The 14,664-nt window shown below is 71.6% G+C and carries 11 protein-coding genes and 1 riboswitch; of the genes, 4 read left to right on the top strand and 7 right to left on the bottom strand.

The window, feature by feature from the left end:
- The 3 genes from ACZK5N_RS04150 to ACZK5N_RS04140 all read left to right on the top strand — a co-directional run bounded on the left by ACZK5N_RS04150 (position 1) and on the right by ACZK5N_RS04140 (position 5,010).
- Entirely contained in the window at positions 1-2,919 is a 2,919-nt protein-coding gene (locus tag ACZK5N_RS04150; RefSeq protein WP_459020223.1) for a bifunctional [glutamine synthetase] adenylyltransferase/[glutamine synthetase]-adenylyl-L-tyrosine phosphorylase, read from the top strand.
- A gap of 46 nt (positions 2,920-2,965) precedes the next feature.
- A riboswitch (FMN riboswitch) is annotated at positions 2,966-3,098 on the top strand.
- Positions 3,099-3,184: 86 nt separating this feature from the next.
- Positions 3,185-4,024 carry an ABC transporter permease gene (locus ACZK5N_RS04145; protein ID WP_459020222.1) on the top strand — a complete coding sequence of 280 codons (840 nt, stop codon included), beginning with the start codon at positions 3,185-3,187 and terminating at the stop codon, positions 4,022-4,024.
- A complete protein-coding gene (locus tag ACZK5N_RS04140) occupies positions 4,021-5,010 on the top strand; it encodes an ABC transporter substrate-binding protein (protein WP_459020221.1) in 990 nt (329 codons plus the stop codon). The genes ACZK5N_RS04145 and ACZK5N_RS04140 overlap by 4 nt, the downstream gene beginning before the upstream one ends.
- Before the next feature lie 21 nt (positions 5,011-5,031).
- Here the strand turns inward: ACZK5N_RS04140 and ACZK5N_RS04135 are convergent, their stop codons facing one another.
- The 6 genes from ACZK5N_RS04135 to ACZK5N_RS04110 all read right to left on the bottom strand — a co-directional run bounded on the left by ACZK5N_RS04135 (position 5,032) and on the right by ACZK5N_RS04110 (position 12,779).
- Complete coding sequence (locus ACZK5N_RS04135) at positions 5,032-5,997, bottom strand: MDR family oxidoreductase (protein WP_459020220.1); 966 nt, start codon at positions 5,995-5,997, stop codon at positions 5,032-5,034.
- A 9-nt stretch (positions 5,998-6,006) separates the two neighbouring features.
- A complete protein-coding gene (locus tag ACZK5N_RS04130; RefSeq protein ID WP_463624611.1) occupies positions 6,007-8,154 on the bottom strand; it encodes an MMPL family transporter in 2,148 nt (715 codons plus the stop codon).
- Between the two features lie 129 nt (positions 8,155-8,283).
- Positions 8,284-9,705, bottom strand: a complete 1,422-nt coding sequence (gene glnA / locus ACZK5N_RS04125; protein ID WP_459020218.1) for a type I glutamate--ammonia ligase — start codon at positions 9,703-9,705, stop codon at positions 8,284-8,286.
- A gap of 128 nt (positions 9,706-9,833) precedes the next feature.
- On the bottom strand, positions 9,834-10,616 hold the full coding sequence (locus ACZK5N_RS04120; protein ID WP_459020217.1) for an ABC transporter permease: 783 nt from the start codon (positions 10,614-10,616) through the stop codon (positions 9,834-9,836).
- Positions 10,613-11,332, bottom strand: a complete 720-nt coding sequence (locus tag ACZK5N_RS04115; RefSeq protein ID WP_459020216.1) for an ABC transporter ATP-binding protein — start codon at positions 11,330-11,332, stop codon at positions 10,613-10,615. Before ACZK5N_RS04115 ends, ACZK5N_RS04120 begins: the two co-directional genes overlap by 4 nt.
- Before the next feature lie 97 nt (positions 11,333-11,429).
- Positions 11,430-12,779: a dicarboxylate/amino acid:cation symporter gene (locus ACZK5N_RS04110; protein ID WP_459020215.1), complete on the bottom strand. Its 1,350-nt coding sequence runs from the start codon at positions 12,777-12,779 to the stop codon at positions 11,430-11,432.
- Positions 12,780-12,971: 192 nt separating this feature from the next.
- Here ACZK5N_RS04110 and ACZK5N_RS04105 point away from each other — a divergent pair, with 192 nt between their 5' ends.
- A complete protein-coding gene (locus ACZK5N_RS04105; protein WP_459020214.1) occupies positions 12,972-13,394 on the top strand; it encodes an RDD family protein in 423 nt (140 codons plus the stop codon).
- Positions 13,395-13,400: 6 nt separating this feature from the next.
- On the opposite strand, the gene ACZK5N_RS04100 is transcribed toward ACZK5N_RS04105, so the two are convergent.
- Entirely contained in the window at positions 13,401-14,546 is a 1,146-nt protein-coding gene (locus ACZK5N_RS04100; protein ID WP_459020213.1) for an AAA family ATPase, read from the bottom strand.
- Positions 14,547-14,664 lie beyond the last annotated feature (118 nt).

The following is a 14,664-nucleotide window of genomic DNA, read 5'->3' as shown; positions in this document are numbered from 1 at the left end:
GTGGCCAGGTATCAGTCGCAGCCGGGGGAGTTCGCCCGCCGCGGGTTCGACTCAGCGACGGCGAGCGCGCGCGTCTGGGAACGCTGGCAGCAGCGGCTGGGCGCGGATCCGCCCGTGGATCTTGCGGTCTTCGAGCCGGTGGCGGACCGGGACCTGGCACTGGACTGCCTGGAGCGCCTGTCCGCGGCCGCGCCTGAGATGTTCGCCCGCATCGTCGACGAGGACGCCTGGCTCCGGCGGCTGGTCCTCGTGCTCGGCGGCTCGTCGGTCCTCGCCCAGACCCTCGTCCGTCACCCGGAGGAGGCCGAGAGACTCCGCGGGGACCCGCGCCCCCGGGGTCGCGGCGGGTGGCGCGAGTTCTTCGCCACCCGAGTCGGCGTGGTCGACGGCGTGGCGAGCGGGTCCGGGGACGCCCTCCGGCTCGCCAACCGGGTGGCGCTGCTCGAGATCGCCGCGCGCGACCTCAGCGCGACCGACCCCTTCGCCATCGCCGACGACATCGCCAACGAGATCGCCTACGTCGCCGACGCGGTGCTGGAGATGTCGCTGGCGCACGCCAGGGCCGAGGTCCCCGGATGGGAGAAGGCCCGGGTCGCGATCCTCGCCCTCGGCAAGACCGGCGCCGAGGAGCTCAACTACATCTCCGACGTCGACGTCGTCTACGTGGCCGAGCCCGCCCCGGGGGCCACCACGGACGAGGCCATCACCGTCGCCACCAGGCTGGCAGCCGCCCAGGCCAGGCTCTGCTCCGCCCACACGGCAGAGGGCACGATCTGGCAGGTCGACGCGGCCCTCCGCCCCGAGGGCAAGGCCGGTCCCCTGGTCCGGACGCTCACCAGCTACCGCTCCTACTACGAGAAGTGGGCGAAGAACTGGGAGTTCCAGGCCATGCTCAAGGCCCGGCCCGCCGCCGGCGACCTCGCGCTCGGCCAGGACTTCGTCGACATGGTGTGGCCGATGGTGTGGCAGGCCGGTGAGCGGCCGGAGTTCCTCGCCGAAGTGCGCGCCATGCGGGAGCGGGTGATCTCGCTCATCCCGGCCAAGCAGGCGGACAAGGAGATCAAGCTCGGTTCGGGGGGCCTGCGCGACACGGAGTTCTCCGTCCAGCTGCTGCAGCTGATGCACGGCCGCGCCGACGAGCGGCTCCGCGTGCGGGGCACGTTCACCGGGCTGAAGGCGCTGGTCGGTAACGGCTACATCGGGCGGGCCGACGGCGCCGAGATGATCGCCGCCTACCGGTTCCAGCGCGTCCTGGAACACCGGGTGCAGCTGAGGCGGCTGCGCCGCACCCACCTGGTGCCCGACGAGGAGGTGGCGGTCCGTCAGGTGGCCCGCTCGCTCGGACTCACGGGTGAGGAGCTGCTCGCCCGATGGCGGGACTCCACCCGCCGCGTCCGCCGGCTGCAGCAGCGCATCTTCTTCTCACCGCTGCTCGACGCCGTCAGCCACCTGCCCACCGATGGGCTCAAGCTCACGCCGGAGGCGGCCAAGACCCGCATGCGCGCCCTGGGTTTCGCGGATCCGCAGGCGGCGCTGGGCCACATCCAGGCCCTCACCCGCGGCGCCGACCGCGGGGCCGAGATCCAACGCCAGCTCCTGCCGGCCATGCTCGAGTGGTTCGCAGAGGGCCCCAACCCGGACTTCGGGCTGCTGGCCTTCCGGCAGCTGTCCGAGGCGCTGGGCACCTCGTCGTGGTACCTGCGGGCGCTGCGCGACGAGGGCTACATGGCGCACCGCCTGGCGCGGGTCGCCTCGTCGAGCCGGTACGTGGTGGACCTGCTCAAGCGCGCCCCGGACCACATCCAGATGCTGGCCGGCACCGACGAACTGCGCCCCCGCTCCGTCGAGGAGCTGACCGACGCCATGACGCGCGCCGCCAGCCGGCAGGATGATCCGGACAAGGCCATCGCCTCCGTGCGGGCGCTGCGTCGGGCCGAGCTGTGCCGCATCGCGTTGACCGACGTGCTCGGCAGCGCAGACCTGGCCACGGTGGGCTTGGCGCTGAGCGACCTCGCGTCGGCCACCATCGACGCCGGCCTGCTGCTGGCGCGCCGACGCGTGGACGCGCCCGAGGTGGGCGTCATCGCGCTGGGCCGCTGGGGCGGACGCGAGATGTCCTACTCCTCGGACGCGGACTGCATCTTCGTGGTCCCCGACGGCGTCGAGGGGGAGGACCTGACCCGCGCCACGGAGCTGGTGCGGCACCTGGCCGACATCGTCGGCAAGCCGGGCCCGGATCCGGCGCTGGTGCTGGACACGGACCTCCGGCCCGAGGGCAAGGGCGGGCCGCAGGTCCGCACTGTCTCCTCCTACGCCTCCTACTACGCCAAATGGGCCTCCACCTGGGAGGCGCAGATGCTGCTCAGGGCCAGGCCCGGCGCCGGGGACAGAAACCTGGCGGCCACCGTGGTGTCGGGCATCGACGGCTTCCGGTATCCGGACGGCGGGCTGCGGCCAGCGCAGGTGGTCGAGATCCGGAAGCTGAAATCCCGCATGGAGAACGAGCGGATCCCCAAGGGGGTCCCGCGGGAGCGGCACCTCAAGCTCGGCCCCGGCGGGCTGTCGGACGTGGAGTGGACGGTCCAACTGCTGCAGTTGCAGCACGCGCACGCCCACCCGGGGCTGCGCACCACCTCGACGCTGGACCCGTTGAGGCTCCTCGCCCGCCTCGACCTGCTGCAGGACTCCCAGGCCGCCCGGCTCGAGGCGGCGTGGGTGCGGGCCAGCGCGCTGCGTGACGCGATCATGCTGGTGCGTGGGCGCGCGGGCGATGCGCTGCCCGCGGACATCCGGGAGCTCGCGGCCATCTCCGTGCTGCTCGGGTACGGCCCAGGGGAGGCCTCCCGGCTGGTCGACGACACCCGTCGCCTCCTCCGCCGCGCCGGCGACGTGGTGGAGACCGTGTTCTGGGGCGGTTGAGACACCCCGTCGGGGGCCGCGGGGCCCGGTGCTACCATCGGAGGCAAACGTGTTCCGGGGTCGGTGCAAGTCCGAACCGGCGGTGACAGTCCGCGACCCCCGAGGCCCAGCAGGGCCGAAGGGTTGACTCGGTGGAATTCCGAGACCGACAGTCAGAGTCTGGATGGGAGGAACACGCGCCACGACGGCGCGCGCACGTCAACTGCGCGCACTCACGCCGTCGTCCCTGCGCGTACCCCGGGACCTGAATCGAAGGACCGGGCAGATGACCATCCAGGAGCGGCGGCGGGCGCGCACCCTCGCGCATCTCGGCGTGTGGTCGGCCTACCCTGCCCGCACCCGCCCCGCGGTGGGGGGCTGGAGGACCACGGTCGCGGCCTTCGCGGCCGTGCTGCTGCTCTGGTGGGCGGTCACCGCGGCCGGGCTCGTCGCCCCGCTCTACCTGCCCAACCCGGTCGACGTCGCGGCCCGCCTCGTGACGCAGGCCACCACCGGCGTCGCCTGGCGGTACCTTGCGCCCACGCTCGGGGCGGCGCTGCTGGGCGCCGTCCTGGCCATCGCCGTGGCCATCCCGCTCGGCGTCGTCATCACCCACTCCCGCCTCCTGGCGGCCGTGGTCGAGCCCTTCGTCGCCATCTCCCAGACCGTCCCGCTCGTGGCCATCGCCCCGCTGCTGGTGCTGTGGATCGGCTACGGCACCGTGCCCATCGCCGTGCTGTGCGCCATCATTGCGTTCTTCCCCATCGTCACCACGACGGTGGTGGGCCTGCGCTCGCTCGACATGCGGGTGGTGGAGAACGCGCTCCTCGACGGGGCCACCGCGTGGCAGCGCCTCGTGCACATCGAGGGACCCATGGCCGCCCCGGCCATCCTCGCCGGCGTCCGCGGAGGAGTGGTGCTTACCATGACCGGCGCCGTCGTCGGCGAACTCGTCATGGGCGGCGCCGGCCTAGGCACGCTCCTCACGCTCACCAGGGAGGCGGCAGACACAGCCGGACTGTTCGCCGTCGTCGCCTGGATCAGCCTCACCGCACTCACCCTGCACGGCCTCGTCCACGTCGCGGAACGCGCCGCCGTCGCCAGACTCCAAGGAGAAACCTCATGATCGCTCGTCGTTGCCTGCTGCTGGGCGGGATCGCCGCCGCCGGCGCCGTCGGACTCGCCGGATGCAGCCGGCCCGACGCCCGCCTGGCCGACGGCGCGCTCACCGTGGGACTCACCTACATCCCCAACGTGCAGTTCAGCGCCTTCTACCTCGGCGTCGCGCAGAGCATCTTCGCCAAGCACGGCCTCGACGTGACCCTGCGGCACCACGGGCAGCAGGAGGATGTGTTCGGGGCGGTGCTGGCGCGCGAGGAGCACGTCGTGTTCGCCTCCGCCGACGAGGCGATGGTGGCCGCCGCCAACGGCCAGGACCTGCGCACGTTCGCCACCAGCTACCAGACCTACCCGTTGGAGGTCATGGGCAGCGCGGCCCTCGGATCGGCCGACGACGGACTGGCCGTGCTGGCGGGGCGCAGACTCGGCATCCCCGGGCACTACGGCTCCAGCTACTACGCGGCGTTGGCCGCCATTCACGAGGCGGGCCTCACCGAGGGGGATGTGACGCTGATGGACATCGGCTACACGCAGCTGAGCGCGCTGGCCGCGGGCCAGGTGGACTTCATCATGGGATTCCGCAACAACGAGCTCATCCAGCTCCAGGCGCAGGGGGAGCCGGTGCTCTCCATCCCCATCTCCGACCCGGCGTCGCCGCGGCTCGTGGGCCCGAGCCTCGTCACTGTCGGGACGGAGGTGTCCGAGGACGTGCTGGCCGCGGTCGCGGCGGCCATGAAGGAGGCGGAGGAGGCGGTCATCGCCGACCCGGAGGCCGCGCTCGACGCCACCGCGGAGGAGGTGCCCGCCCTGGCGGACCCGGCCCAACGCGAGTCCGCCGCCCGGGTCCTGGAGGCGACGACGGCGCTGTGGACGCGCGACGGGGCGGTGGACGTGTCGCTGGACGTCGCGGCGTTCGGCCGGATGGCGGAGTTTCTCGTCGAGGTCGGCGTGATCGAGCAGGCCCCGGCCAGCCCCTACGTGGACCTGGCCTGACCTCGGGATCAGGGGGAGCGGTCAGATCTCGACGAGGGTGCGCCCGTGGCGCCGGCCCGCCAGCAGGTCCTCGCCGGCCGCGATGACTCCGTCGAGGCCGATGCGCGTGGTCATCGCGTCCAACAGGTCGACGTCGACGCCCCGGGCCAGCACCCGCCAGGCGTCGGCGCGGTCGTCGATCTCCGCCCACACCGAGTCGATGCCCGCGAGAGTCACGCCCCTCAGGATGAACGGCAGGACGCTGGTGGGCAGGTCCGCCGAACCGGCGAGCCCGCACGCCGCGACCACGCCGTGCGGCGCCGTCTGGGCGATGGCGTTGGCGAGGATCTGGCCCCCGACCGAGTCGATGACGCCACCGTAGGCGGCCTTCTGCAGGGGCCGGCCGGCGGCGCCCAGCTCGTCGCGCGGGACGACGGTGTCCGCGCCCAGCTCCCGGAGGTAGTCGCCGAGCTCCTCCGGCCTGCCGGTCACGGCCGTCACGTCGAAGCCCGCCGAGGCGAGCAGCATCGTCGCGATCGACCCGACGCCGCCCGTGGCCCCGGTCACCAGGACCGGTCCGTCGCCGGGGGAGACGCCCTCCATCACGAGCCGCAGCACGGCGAGCGCGGCGGTGTAGCCGGCGGTGCCGAGGGCGGCGGCGCGCTCGGGGGTGAGGCCGTCGGGGACGCGGACGGCGAGGTCGGCATCCGCTCGGGCCAGGGTGGCGTACCCGCCGTGCCTGGTCTCCGACAGGCCGGCGCCGTTGAGGACCAGCCACTCGCCCGGTGACCAGCGCTCGTCAGGGGATTCGACGACGCGGCCCACCATGTCGATGCCCGCGATGAGCGGCTTCTGCCGCACCACCCCCGGGCGTCCGGTGACAGCGAGGGCATCCTTGTAGTTGAGGTCCGAATAGACCACCTGCACCAGGACACCCTCGTCGGTCAGCAGCTCCTCGCAGCCCTCCTCGAGGGCCACACCGTCATCTCGCACCACGATTCCACGCATGGCACCACCCTACGGGGTGCGCCCGGGGAGGGACCTGCGATCGGAGTCGAGTTTCGCGGGCCACCAGATGGCGGGCCCGATGTCGTGGCTGAGCGCCGGCACCAGCAGCGTGCGCACCAGGAAGGTGTCGATGAGCACGCCGAACGCGACGATGAACGCCAGCTGCAGCAGGAACAGGATGGGCAGCACCGCCAGGGCCGCGAAGGTCGCGGCGAGCACCAGCCCGGCCGAGGTGATCACACCGCCGGTGACCGCGAGGCCGCGCGTGATGCCCTCCCGGGTGCCGTGCGCGAGCGACTCCTCCCGCACCCTTGTCATGAGGAAAATGTTGTAGTCGATGCCCAGGGCCACCAGGAACACGAACCCGTACAGCGGCACCGACGGGTCGGCCCCCGGCAGGTCCAGCACCCGGTTGAACACCAGCGCGGCGGTGCCCATCGCGGTGCCGAACGACAGCACCGTGGTGATGATCAGCACCACAGGGGCCACGATGCTGCGCAGCAGCAGGATGAGGATGAGCAGGATCACGACCAGCACCAGCGGGATGATGACGTTGCGGTCGCGGATGGACGTGTCGCGGGTGTCGATGTTGGTGGCGGTCTCGCCGCCGATTTGCGCGCTGCCGTCGAGCTCCGCGCGGAGCGCGCGCACGGTGTCGGCGGCCTCGTCGCTGTCCGCGCTGTCGGCGAGCGTGGCCAGCAGCATGACCTGGCCGTCGCTGACCGTGGGCGCAGGCGCGGGTGTTCCGGGCGGGCCGAGCGGCTGCACGCCGTCGGCGGTCACCGGGGCCGTGCCGGCTGGGGAGTCCGCGGCCACGACGGAGACGGAGTCCACGCCGTCGCCGGCGAGGAGGCGGTCGGTGACCTCCTGCAGGCGGGCCTCGTCCGTCAGCACGCGGGCGGGGCTGCCGGAGCCGGCGGGGAAATGCTCCGCGAGCTCGGCCTGGCCGTCGCGGGCCTCGGACCGGCCGAGGACGAACTCGCTCGGCGGCACGCCGTCGGCCTTGAGGGTGGGCACGAACGCCGCGCCGAGGGCCAGGAGGAGGGCGGAGACGATCCACACGGTCCGCGGGCGCCTGGCGACCAGGCCCGCGGCCTTGGCGTAGACGCCGGTGGTCATCTGGGTGTCGTCGCCGCGGTGCGGGTCGAAGCGGGGGCGTCGGGGCCAGTAGGAGGCGCGGCCCATGAGGTAGAGCATGCTCGGCAGCAGGGTGAGCGCGGCCAGCATCGCGAACACGATGCCGATGGCGGCGACGGGGCCGAGGGAGCGGCTGGATCCGAGGTCGCTGAGCAGCAGGCACATGAGCCCGGCGATGACGGTGCCGCCGGAGGCGAGAACGGGCTCGACGACGCCCTTGATCGCGGCCCTGGTGGCCTCCGCCCTGGACGCGCGGCGCTTCAGCTCCTCGGCGTAGCGGGCCGTGTAGAGCAGCGAGTAGTCCGTGGCGGCGCCGATGACGAGGATGAACAGGATGCCCTGGGTCTGCCCGGTGAGCGTGACGACGCCCGCCTTCGCCAGCCACCAGTTGGTCAGCAGCGCCACGCACAGGGCGAACAGGCTGGTGGCCAGGACCGCGAACGGCAGGACGAGCGAGCGGTACACCACCAGCAGGATCACCAGCACCACGGCCAGCGCGACGATGAGCAGCAGCCCGTCGATGCCGCTGAACGCCTCGGTGATGTCGGCCGTGAAACCGGCCGGGCCGGTGACGTACGTATTCACGCCGTCGGGCAGGCCCTCGGGGAGATCGGTGCGCAACTGCTCGACGATCCCCGCGATATCACCCTCGGAGTCCACGCCCGCGAACACCTGCGCTGCCATGCCGTCCTCCGACGGGATCAGCGGCGAGATGCTCTCCACGCCCTCGACGTCGACCAGCGCCGCCGCGCGGTCACCCAGCTCGGCCAGGGTCTCGGCCGAGAGCGCCTCGTCGGAGCTGAACAGCACGATGGCCGGCACCGTCGAGCTGTCGACGAAGTCCAGGTAGCGGTCGCCGACGATCGTGGCCTCCGCACTGGTGGGGAGGAACGTGGACTGGTCGTTGGTGGCCACCTCGTCGATCCGGCCGAAGTAGGGGCCCCCGATCCCAGCGCTGACGAGCCAGATGAGGATGAGGGTGAGGGGGATCGCGATGCGCGCGAGTCTGGTCTTGGGCACGGGCTCAGCCTAGGGTCGCGAGGCTGAGCGGTGGAGGGTCGCAGGGTCGGCCGAACGGTTGATGTCAACGCCAGCGGTCCCCGGCCCTGCACTGCTGCAGGGCCGGGGACCGCCGTCTGGTCTCACATGTCAGAGCGCGTAGTACAGCTCGAACTCGTGCGGGTGCGGCCGCATCGCGATGGCCTGGATCTCAGCGCGCTTGAGCTCGATCCACGTCTCGATGAGGTCCGGGGTGAACACGCCGCCAGCCAGCAGGAACTCGTGGTCCGCCTCGAGGGCGTCGAGCACCGCGCCGAGCGAACCCGGCACCGTCGGCACCAGGGCGTGCTCGTCCGGGGGCAACTCGTAGAGGTCCTTGTCGATCGGGGCCATGGGCTCGATGCGGTTCTGGATGCCGTCGAGGCCGGCCAGCAGCATGGCCGCGAAGGCCAGGTACGGGTTCGACGACGGGTCCGGGCAGCGGAACTCGATGCGCTTGGCCTTCGGGTTGGATCCCGTGATCGGGATGCGGATGCACGCGGAGCGGTTGCGCTGCGAATAGACCAGGTTGACCGGGGCCTCGAAGCCGGGCACCAGGCGGTGGAAGGAGTTCACCGACGGGTTGGTGAACGCCAGCAGCGACGGGGCGTGCTTGAGCAGGCCGCCGATGTACCAGCGGGCCATGTCGGAGAGCCCGGCGTAACCGTTCTCGTCGTAGAACAGGGGCACGCCCTCGTTCCAGATGGACTGGTGGCAGTGCATGCCGGAGCCGTTGTCACCGAAGATGGGCTTCGGCATGAAGGTGGCCGTCTTGCCGGCCTCCCACGCGGTGTTCTTGACGAGGTACTTGAACTTCATCACGTCGTCCGCGGACTTCAGCAGCGTGTCGAACTTCCAGTTGATCTCGGCCTGGCCGGCGGTGCCGACCTCGTGGTGGGCGCGCTCGACGATGAGACCGGCGTTGGCCATGTGTCGCACGATGTCGTCGCGGAGGTCACCGAAGTGGTCCACGGGGGCGACGGGGAAGTAGCCGCCCTTGAACTTCACCTTGTAGCCGCGGTTGCCGCCGTCCTCGACGCGGCCTGTGTTCCATGCGCCGGCCTCGGAGTCGATGTGGTAGTACGACGAGTTCGCCGTCGTCTCGAACCGGATGTCGTCGAAGACGTAGAACTCGGCCTCGGGGGCGAAGTAGGCGGTGTCGCCGATGCCGGTGGAGGAGAGGTACGCCTGCGCCTTCCGCGCGATGTTGCGCGGGTCGCGGGAGTAGGGCTCCTTCGTCAGCGGGTCGTGCACGAAGAAGTTGACGTTGAGCGTCTTCGACTTGCGGAAGGGATCCACGTAGGCGGTGGTGGGATCGGGCATCAGCGACATGTCCGACTCGTGGATCTTCTGGAAGCCCGTGATCGACGAGCCGTCGAAGTTCAGCCCCTCCTCGAAGACCTCGGGGCCGAAGAACGCGGCCGGGACGGTGAAGTGCTGCATGACCCCGGGCAGGTCGCAGAAGCGCACATCGATGGTCTCGATGCCTTCTTCCTTGACGTAAGCCAGCAGGTCGTCTGCGCCTTGGAACATGGGCGGATCATTCCTAACGTGTCGGTGTAGTGGTGCTGACGTTACTGTGGCATCTTTGCTCGGCAGTTGCCGGTGGGTAACAGCACTGTTACAGCTTCGGCGAGGGCGGGGCGGTGCGGGGACCGGCGTCAGCGGGTCTGGCGGGGCATCGACGCGGCCGCCAGGATCAGCATGCCGACGACGAGCCCCGCCAGGAGCCCGATCCCCACCCACGTGCCGGACGCCACCTCCGCGTTGCCGGTCAGATCCACCACGGCATCGGCGGCCCACGTCATGGGCAGGACCCGCGCGACGGCGGCCAGCGCGTCGGGCATCTGGTCCACGGGAGCGAAGAGCCCGGACAGGAAGATCTGGGGCCCGATGAACATCGGCATGAACTGCACCGCCTGGAACTCGGTCCGGGCGTAGGCGCTGGCCAGCAGCCCGAAGGACACCCCGACGAGGGCGTCGAGCAGGGTGATCACCAGCAGCACCCAGAGGGGACCCTCGATGTCCACGCCGAACACGCCCAGCACGAACGTGGCGAGCAGCGAGGCCTGGGCCACGCCGAGCACGCCGAACACCAGCCCGTAGGAGGCCAGCAGGTTCCAGCGGCTCAGCGGTGTGGTGAGCAGCCGCTCGAGGGTTCCGGTGGTGCGCTCGCGCAGCATCGCGATGGACGTGACCAGGAACATCAGCATCATCGGCAGCACGGCCAGCATCGTCGGCCCGATCCTGTCGAACGCCGTCGGCGCCCCCGGCGGGGTGGGCAGGTCGATCATCACATAGTACAGCAGCGAGATGAACACGAGGGGCAGCACCATCACCAGGCCGATGGTGCGCGGGTCCGCGTGCAGCTGGGCCAGGATCCGGGCGACGGTGGCCAACGGTGCCATGCGGCTGCGCTCCGCGGCGTGCCGCGGCCCGCTCATGCCGCGACCTCGCGTCGGACGAGCGCCAGGAAGGCGGCCTCAGGGGTCGCGGCGCCGCTGGCGGCCAGGAGTTCGTCCATGTGCCCGCTGGCCAGGAAGTGGCCCTCGCGCATGAGCAGGACGGAGTCGCAGCGGGTGGCCTCGTCCATGACGTGGCTGGAGACCAGCAGGGTCGTCCCGCCCGAGGCGAGCTTCCGGAAGTGCTCCCACAGCGATTCCCGAGTCAGCGGGTCGAGTCCGACGGTGGGCTCGTCCAGGATCAGCACCTCCGGCTTCCCGACGAGCGCGCAGGCCAGGGACGCCCGGCTGGCCTCGCCGCCGGAGAGGGTCTCGACGCGCCGGTTCGCCAGGGCCGCCAGTTCGACGTAGGAGATCGCGTCGTCGGCGGCCTCGTCGGGGGCGCCGTGGAGGCGGGCGAAGAGGAGGACGTTGGCGCGCACGGAGATGTCACGGTAGATGCTCAGGGCCTGGCTGGTGTAGGACACGCGACGGCGCAGCTGCGGATCCCCGGCAGGGAGGCCGAGAACGTTCAGCGTGCCGGACGTGATCTTCTGGACCCCCACCATCGACCGCATCAGGGTGGTCTTGCCGCACCCGGACGGGCCGAACAGGCCGGTGACGGAGCCGGGGGCGAGGGTGAAGTCGATGCCGTGCAGGATCTCGTTCCTGGCCCGGTGGACGACGAGGCCGCGGGCCTCTGCGGCAGGATGCGCCATGCCCAGGAATCTACTCCTGGCCCGATGTCCCAGGCCCTGGGGACGCATGGCGCGCCGACGCCCCGCCTCCGTGCGGGGGCGGGGCGTCGGCGGTTGTTCAGGCGCTGAACTGCGGCCGGGCGTCGTAGACGCCCTGGTCCAGGATGCCCTCGCGCTTGCCGACGATCGCCGCCACCAGCGCCTGGCCGGTGACGTTGAGCGCGGTGCGCCCCATGTCGACGATGGGCTCCACGGCCAGCAGCAGTCCCACGCCGGCCAGCGGAAGGCCGAGCGTCGACAGCGTCAACGTCAGCATCACCGTCGCGCCGGTGGTGCCGGCGGTGGCGGAGGACCCGAGCACCGCGACGAACGCGATGAGCAGGTAATGGGTGAGGTTGAGGTCGATGCCGTAGAACTGGGCCACGAAGATCGAGGCGAGCGCGGGGAACACCGCGGCGCAGCCGTCCATCTTCGTGGTGGCGCCCAGCGGCACGGCGAAGCTGGCGTACTGGCGCGCGACCCCGAGGTTGCGCTCGACCACCTGCTCGGTGACGGGCATGGTGCCCATCGACGAGCGGGTCACGAAGCCCAGCGAGATGGCCGGCCAGACGTTGCGGTAGAACTGGCGAACCCCGAGGCCGTGCAGCCTGAGGATGGCGGGGTAGACGACCACCCACACGATGATCAGGCCGATGTAGAGCGCCACGACGAAGGATCCGAGCGAGGCCAGCGAGGTCCACCCGTAGGTGGCCACGGCCTTGCCGATGAGCGCCGCGGTGCCGACGGGGGCCAGGCGGATGATCCACCACAGCACCTTCTGGATCACGGCAAGCGCGGACTCCATGAAGCCCACGAGGGGTGCGGCCTTGTCGCCCACCTTGACCGCGGCGATGCCGAAGAGGATCGACACCACGAGGACCTGCAGGACGGAGAAGTTGGGCGCGGCCGTGAAGCCGGCCTCGGCGTCACCTGAGACGCGGATGCCAAGGCCGAGGATGTTGGACGGGATGAGGCCGAGCAGGAACGCCGACCAGGACCCGACACGGCCGGGTTCGGCGGCGGTCTCGGGGTTCACCCCGGCGGTCAGCCACGGCCCGGAGACCAGGCCGACGGCGATGCCGACGACGACGCTCGCGAAGGCCGTCACGGCGAACCAGATGAGCGTCTGAACGGCCAGCCGGGCCGCGTTGGTGACCTCGCGGAGGCGGGCGATGGACGAGATGACGGCGGTGACGACGAGCGGCACCACCAGGAGGGTGAGCAGGCTGACGTACGCGCTGCCCACCTCGGACAGGAGCGTGGCGAGCCAGTTGCGTTCCTGGCCGGCGGGGCCGATGGCGACGGCCACCAGGCCGAGGATCAGGCCGACGACGAGGCCGACGCCGATCTGGAATCCGAGGTTGGCATAGAAGGGTTTGCGGGGCTGCGGCGTCGCCTCAAGGGCGCGCTCAGAGGTGGCTGTGGACATGATGGGGTGTTTCCTTTGCTGGGGTGGAGGGGCCGGCGGAGCGAGGTCAGCGACAGCCGCTGACCTGGACGCGGCAGAGGTCCACCCACAGGCGGACGACGAGCAAAGGCATGCACCCACCTTCCCACGCCGTGCCCGTGGGGAGCAAAAGCGTTCGCCACCGGCGGATCGGGCGCTGCTAGGCTGCCGCGCGTGACCACCACCCCCGCTGAGTACCCCGGCTCCACCCTCGGCCTGCGCGTCTCCGGGCCGGGCTCGCTGGCGTCGTGGCGGGCGCGCGTGGCGGCGATGATCGGCGACTGGGCCGCCAGCATGGTCGTGGCGATCGCGCTGTTCGGCATCGAGGTGATGACGGCATCCGGCTGGAAGTCGTTCATGATCCTGGCCGTCTACTTCGTCGAGGCGAGCCTCCTGACGGCACTGGCCGGGGGATCCTTCGGCCAACTCATCGCGCGGATCGGCATCACGAGGACCGACGGGGGGCCGCTGGGCTGGTGGCGCCCCGTGGTGCGCACCGCGCTCAAGTGCCTCGTGGTCCCCGCGATCGTGGTCGGCGCGGAGCGCCGGGCGCTCACCGATCTCCTCCTCGGCACCGTGGTGGTCAACCGCCGTTGACCGCCTTCAGCGGCGGCCCCACTCCCAGGCGGGCCGGCTGAGCATGCCCTGGCCGTCGACGATGGTCTCACCCAGGTCCTTGACCAGCTCCACCACCTCCAGGTCCTCGTCCGGCACCGCATCGGTGAGGGCCCCCACCAGCGCCGCGGAATGCGTGACCACGACGATCTGGGTGTCCGCCGACGCCCGGCCGATCAGCCGCGCGAGCGGCGCCACGAGGCTGGGATGCAGGCTGTTCTCCGGTTCGTTGATGGCCATGAGCGGCGGCCGGACCGGCGCCAGCAGCGCCGCCAGCCACATGAGGTACCGCAGCGTCCCGTCCGACAACTCGGCGCCGCGGAGGGGACGGAGCATGCCCGGCTGCTGGAGCGTCAGCTCGAACACGCCGTCGCGCACGTCCACGCGCACGCGGCTGCCGGGGAACGCGTCCGCCACGGACTCCGGGAGGGGCTCCTTCCCGCGCTCGACGATGGTCTGCACCGCCGCCGCGACGTCCGAGCCGTCGGAGGCCATCGCCCACGTCCTGGTTCCGACGCGCGGCTGGCGGGCTGGGGCGTCGGCGTCTGTACGCAGCGCGTCGTAGAAGCGCCAGGCGGCGAGGTGATCGCGCAGCGGGCGGAGCTCCGGCGCGTCCGCCAGCATGGAGGCGTGGGTGGGCAGCTGGAAGGGCAGCTCGTGCCAGGGGCCCTCGTCGCGGACCTCGACGGCGGAGCGGCGCCGCCTCGCCACCATGGTGCCGGGCCGCATCACGGGGCCGCCCCAGGCGGCCTCGCGCTTGATCTCCGGGTCCCGGCCGAACGCCGTCGAACAGTCCGGCGTGGGGAGGCCGAGGTCGATGAGGTAGGACAGCGCGTCCGCGCCGACGCCGAGCCGCAGCGACACCGGGCCCACCCGTCGGGTGCCCTCGACGGCGTGCCCGCGGCGCGCCCCGGCCAGCGACTCGGGCCCGGCCCACAGGGCGGAACTCAGACCGCCCTCGCGGGCCAGCGAGCCGACCGCGTCTCCCAGCGCGCAGCCCGCCAGCAGGCGCAGCGCGCGGTACAGGCTGGACTTGCCTGAGCCGTTGGCGCCAGTGACGACGGTGACGCGCCCGAGGCGGACCACTACATCCCGCAGTGAGCGATACCCGGCGACGGCGAGGGTGCGATACATGCCGGCCACCCTAGGCGGCCCCTCCGACGCTTCTCAGGGCTGCCTGCTGGCTGGGGCATCGAGTTGAGCCGATGGAGGGGTTCGACGGCTGGCCCCCGCGTGACCTGAGCGCGACCCT

This window comes from Tessaracoccus pujii (genome assembly GCF_055326215.1).
The sequence above is the reverse complement of the archived record's forward strand: the minus strand, read 5'-3'. Positions and strand labels throughout refer to the sequence as shown.

Excerpts from the sequence above, each read along its gene's own strand:
- ACZK5N_RS04120 (WP_459020217.1), bottom strand. The coding sequence starts at position 10,616 with ATGAGCGGGCCGCGGCACGCCGCGGAGCGCAGCCGCATGGCACCGTTG.
- ACZK5N_RS04140 (WP_459020221.1), top strand. The coding sequence starts at position 4,021 with ATGATCGCTCGTCGTTGCCTGCTGCTGGGCGGGATCGCCGCCGCCGGC.
- ACZK5N_RS04100 (WP_459020213.1), bottom strand. The coding sequence starts at position 14,546 with ATGTATCGCACCCTCGCCGTCGCCGGGTATCGCTCACTGCGGGATGTA.
- ACZK5N_RS04145 (WP_459020222.1), top strand. The coding sequence starts at position 3,185 with ATGACCATCCAGGAGCGGCGGCGGGCGCGCACCCTCGCGCATCTCGGC.
- ACZK5N_RS04110 (WP_459020215.1), bottom strand. The coding sequence starts at position 12,779 with ATGTCCACAGCCACCTCTGAGCGCGCCCTTGAGGCGACGCCGCAGCCC.
- glnA (WP_459020218.1), bottom strand. The coding sequence starts at position 9,705 with ATGTTCCAAGGCGCAGACGACCTGCTGGCTTACGTCAAGGAAGAAGGC.
- ACZK5N_RS04135 (WP_459020220.1), bottom strand. The coding sequence starts at position 5,997 with ATGCGTGGAATCGTGGTGCGAGATGACGGTGTGGCCCTCGAGGAGGGC.
- ACZK5N_RS04115 (WP_459020216.1), bottom strand. The coding sequence starts at position 11,332 with ATGGCGCATCCTGCCGCAGAGGCCCGCGGCCTCGTCGTCCACCGGGCC.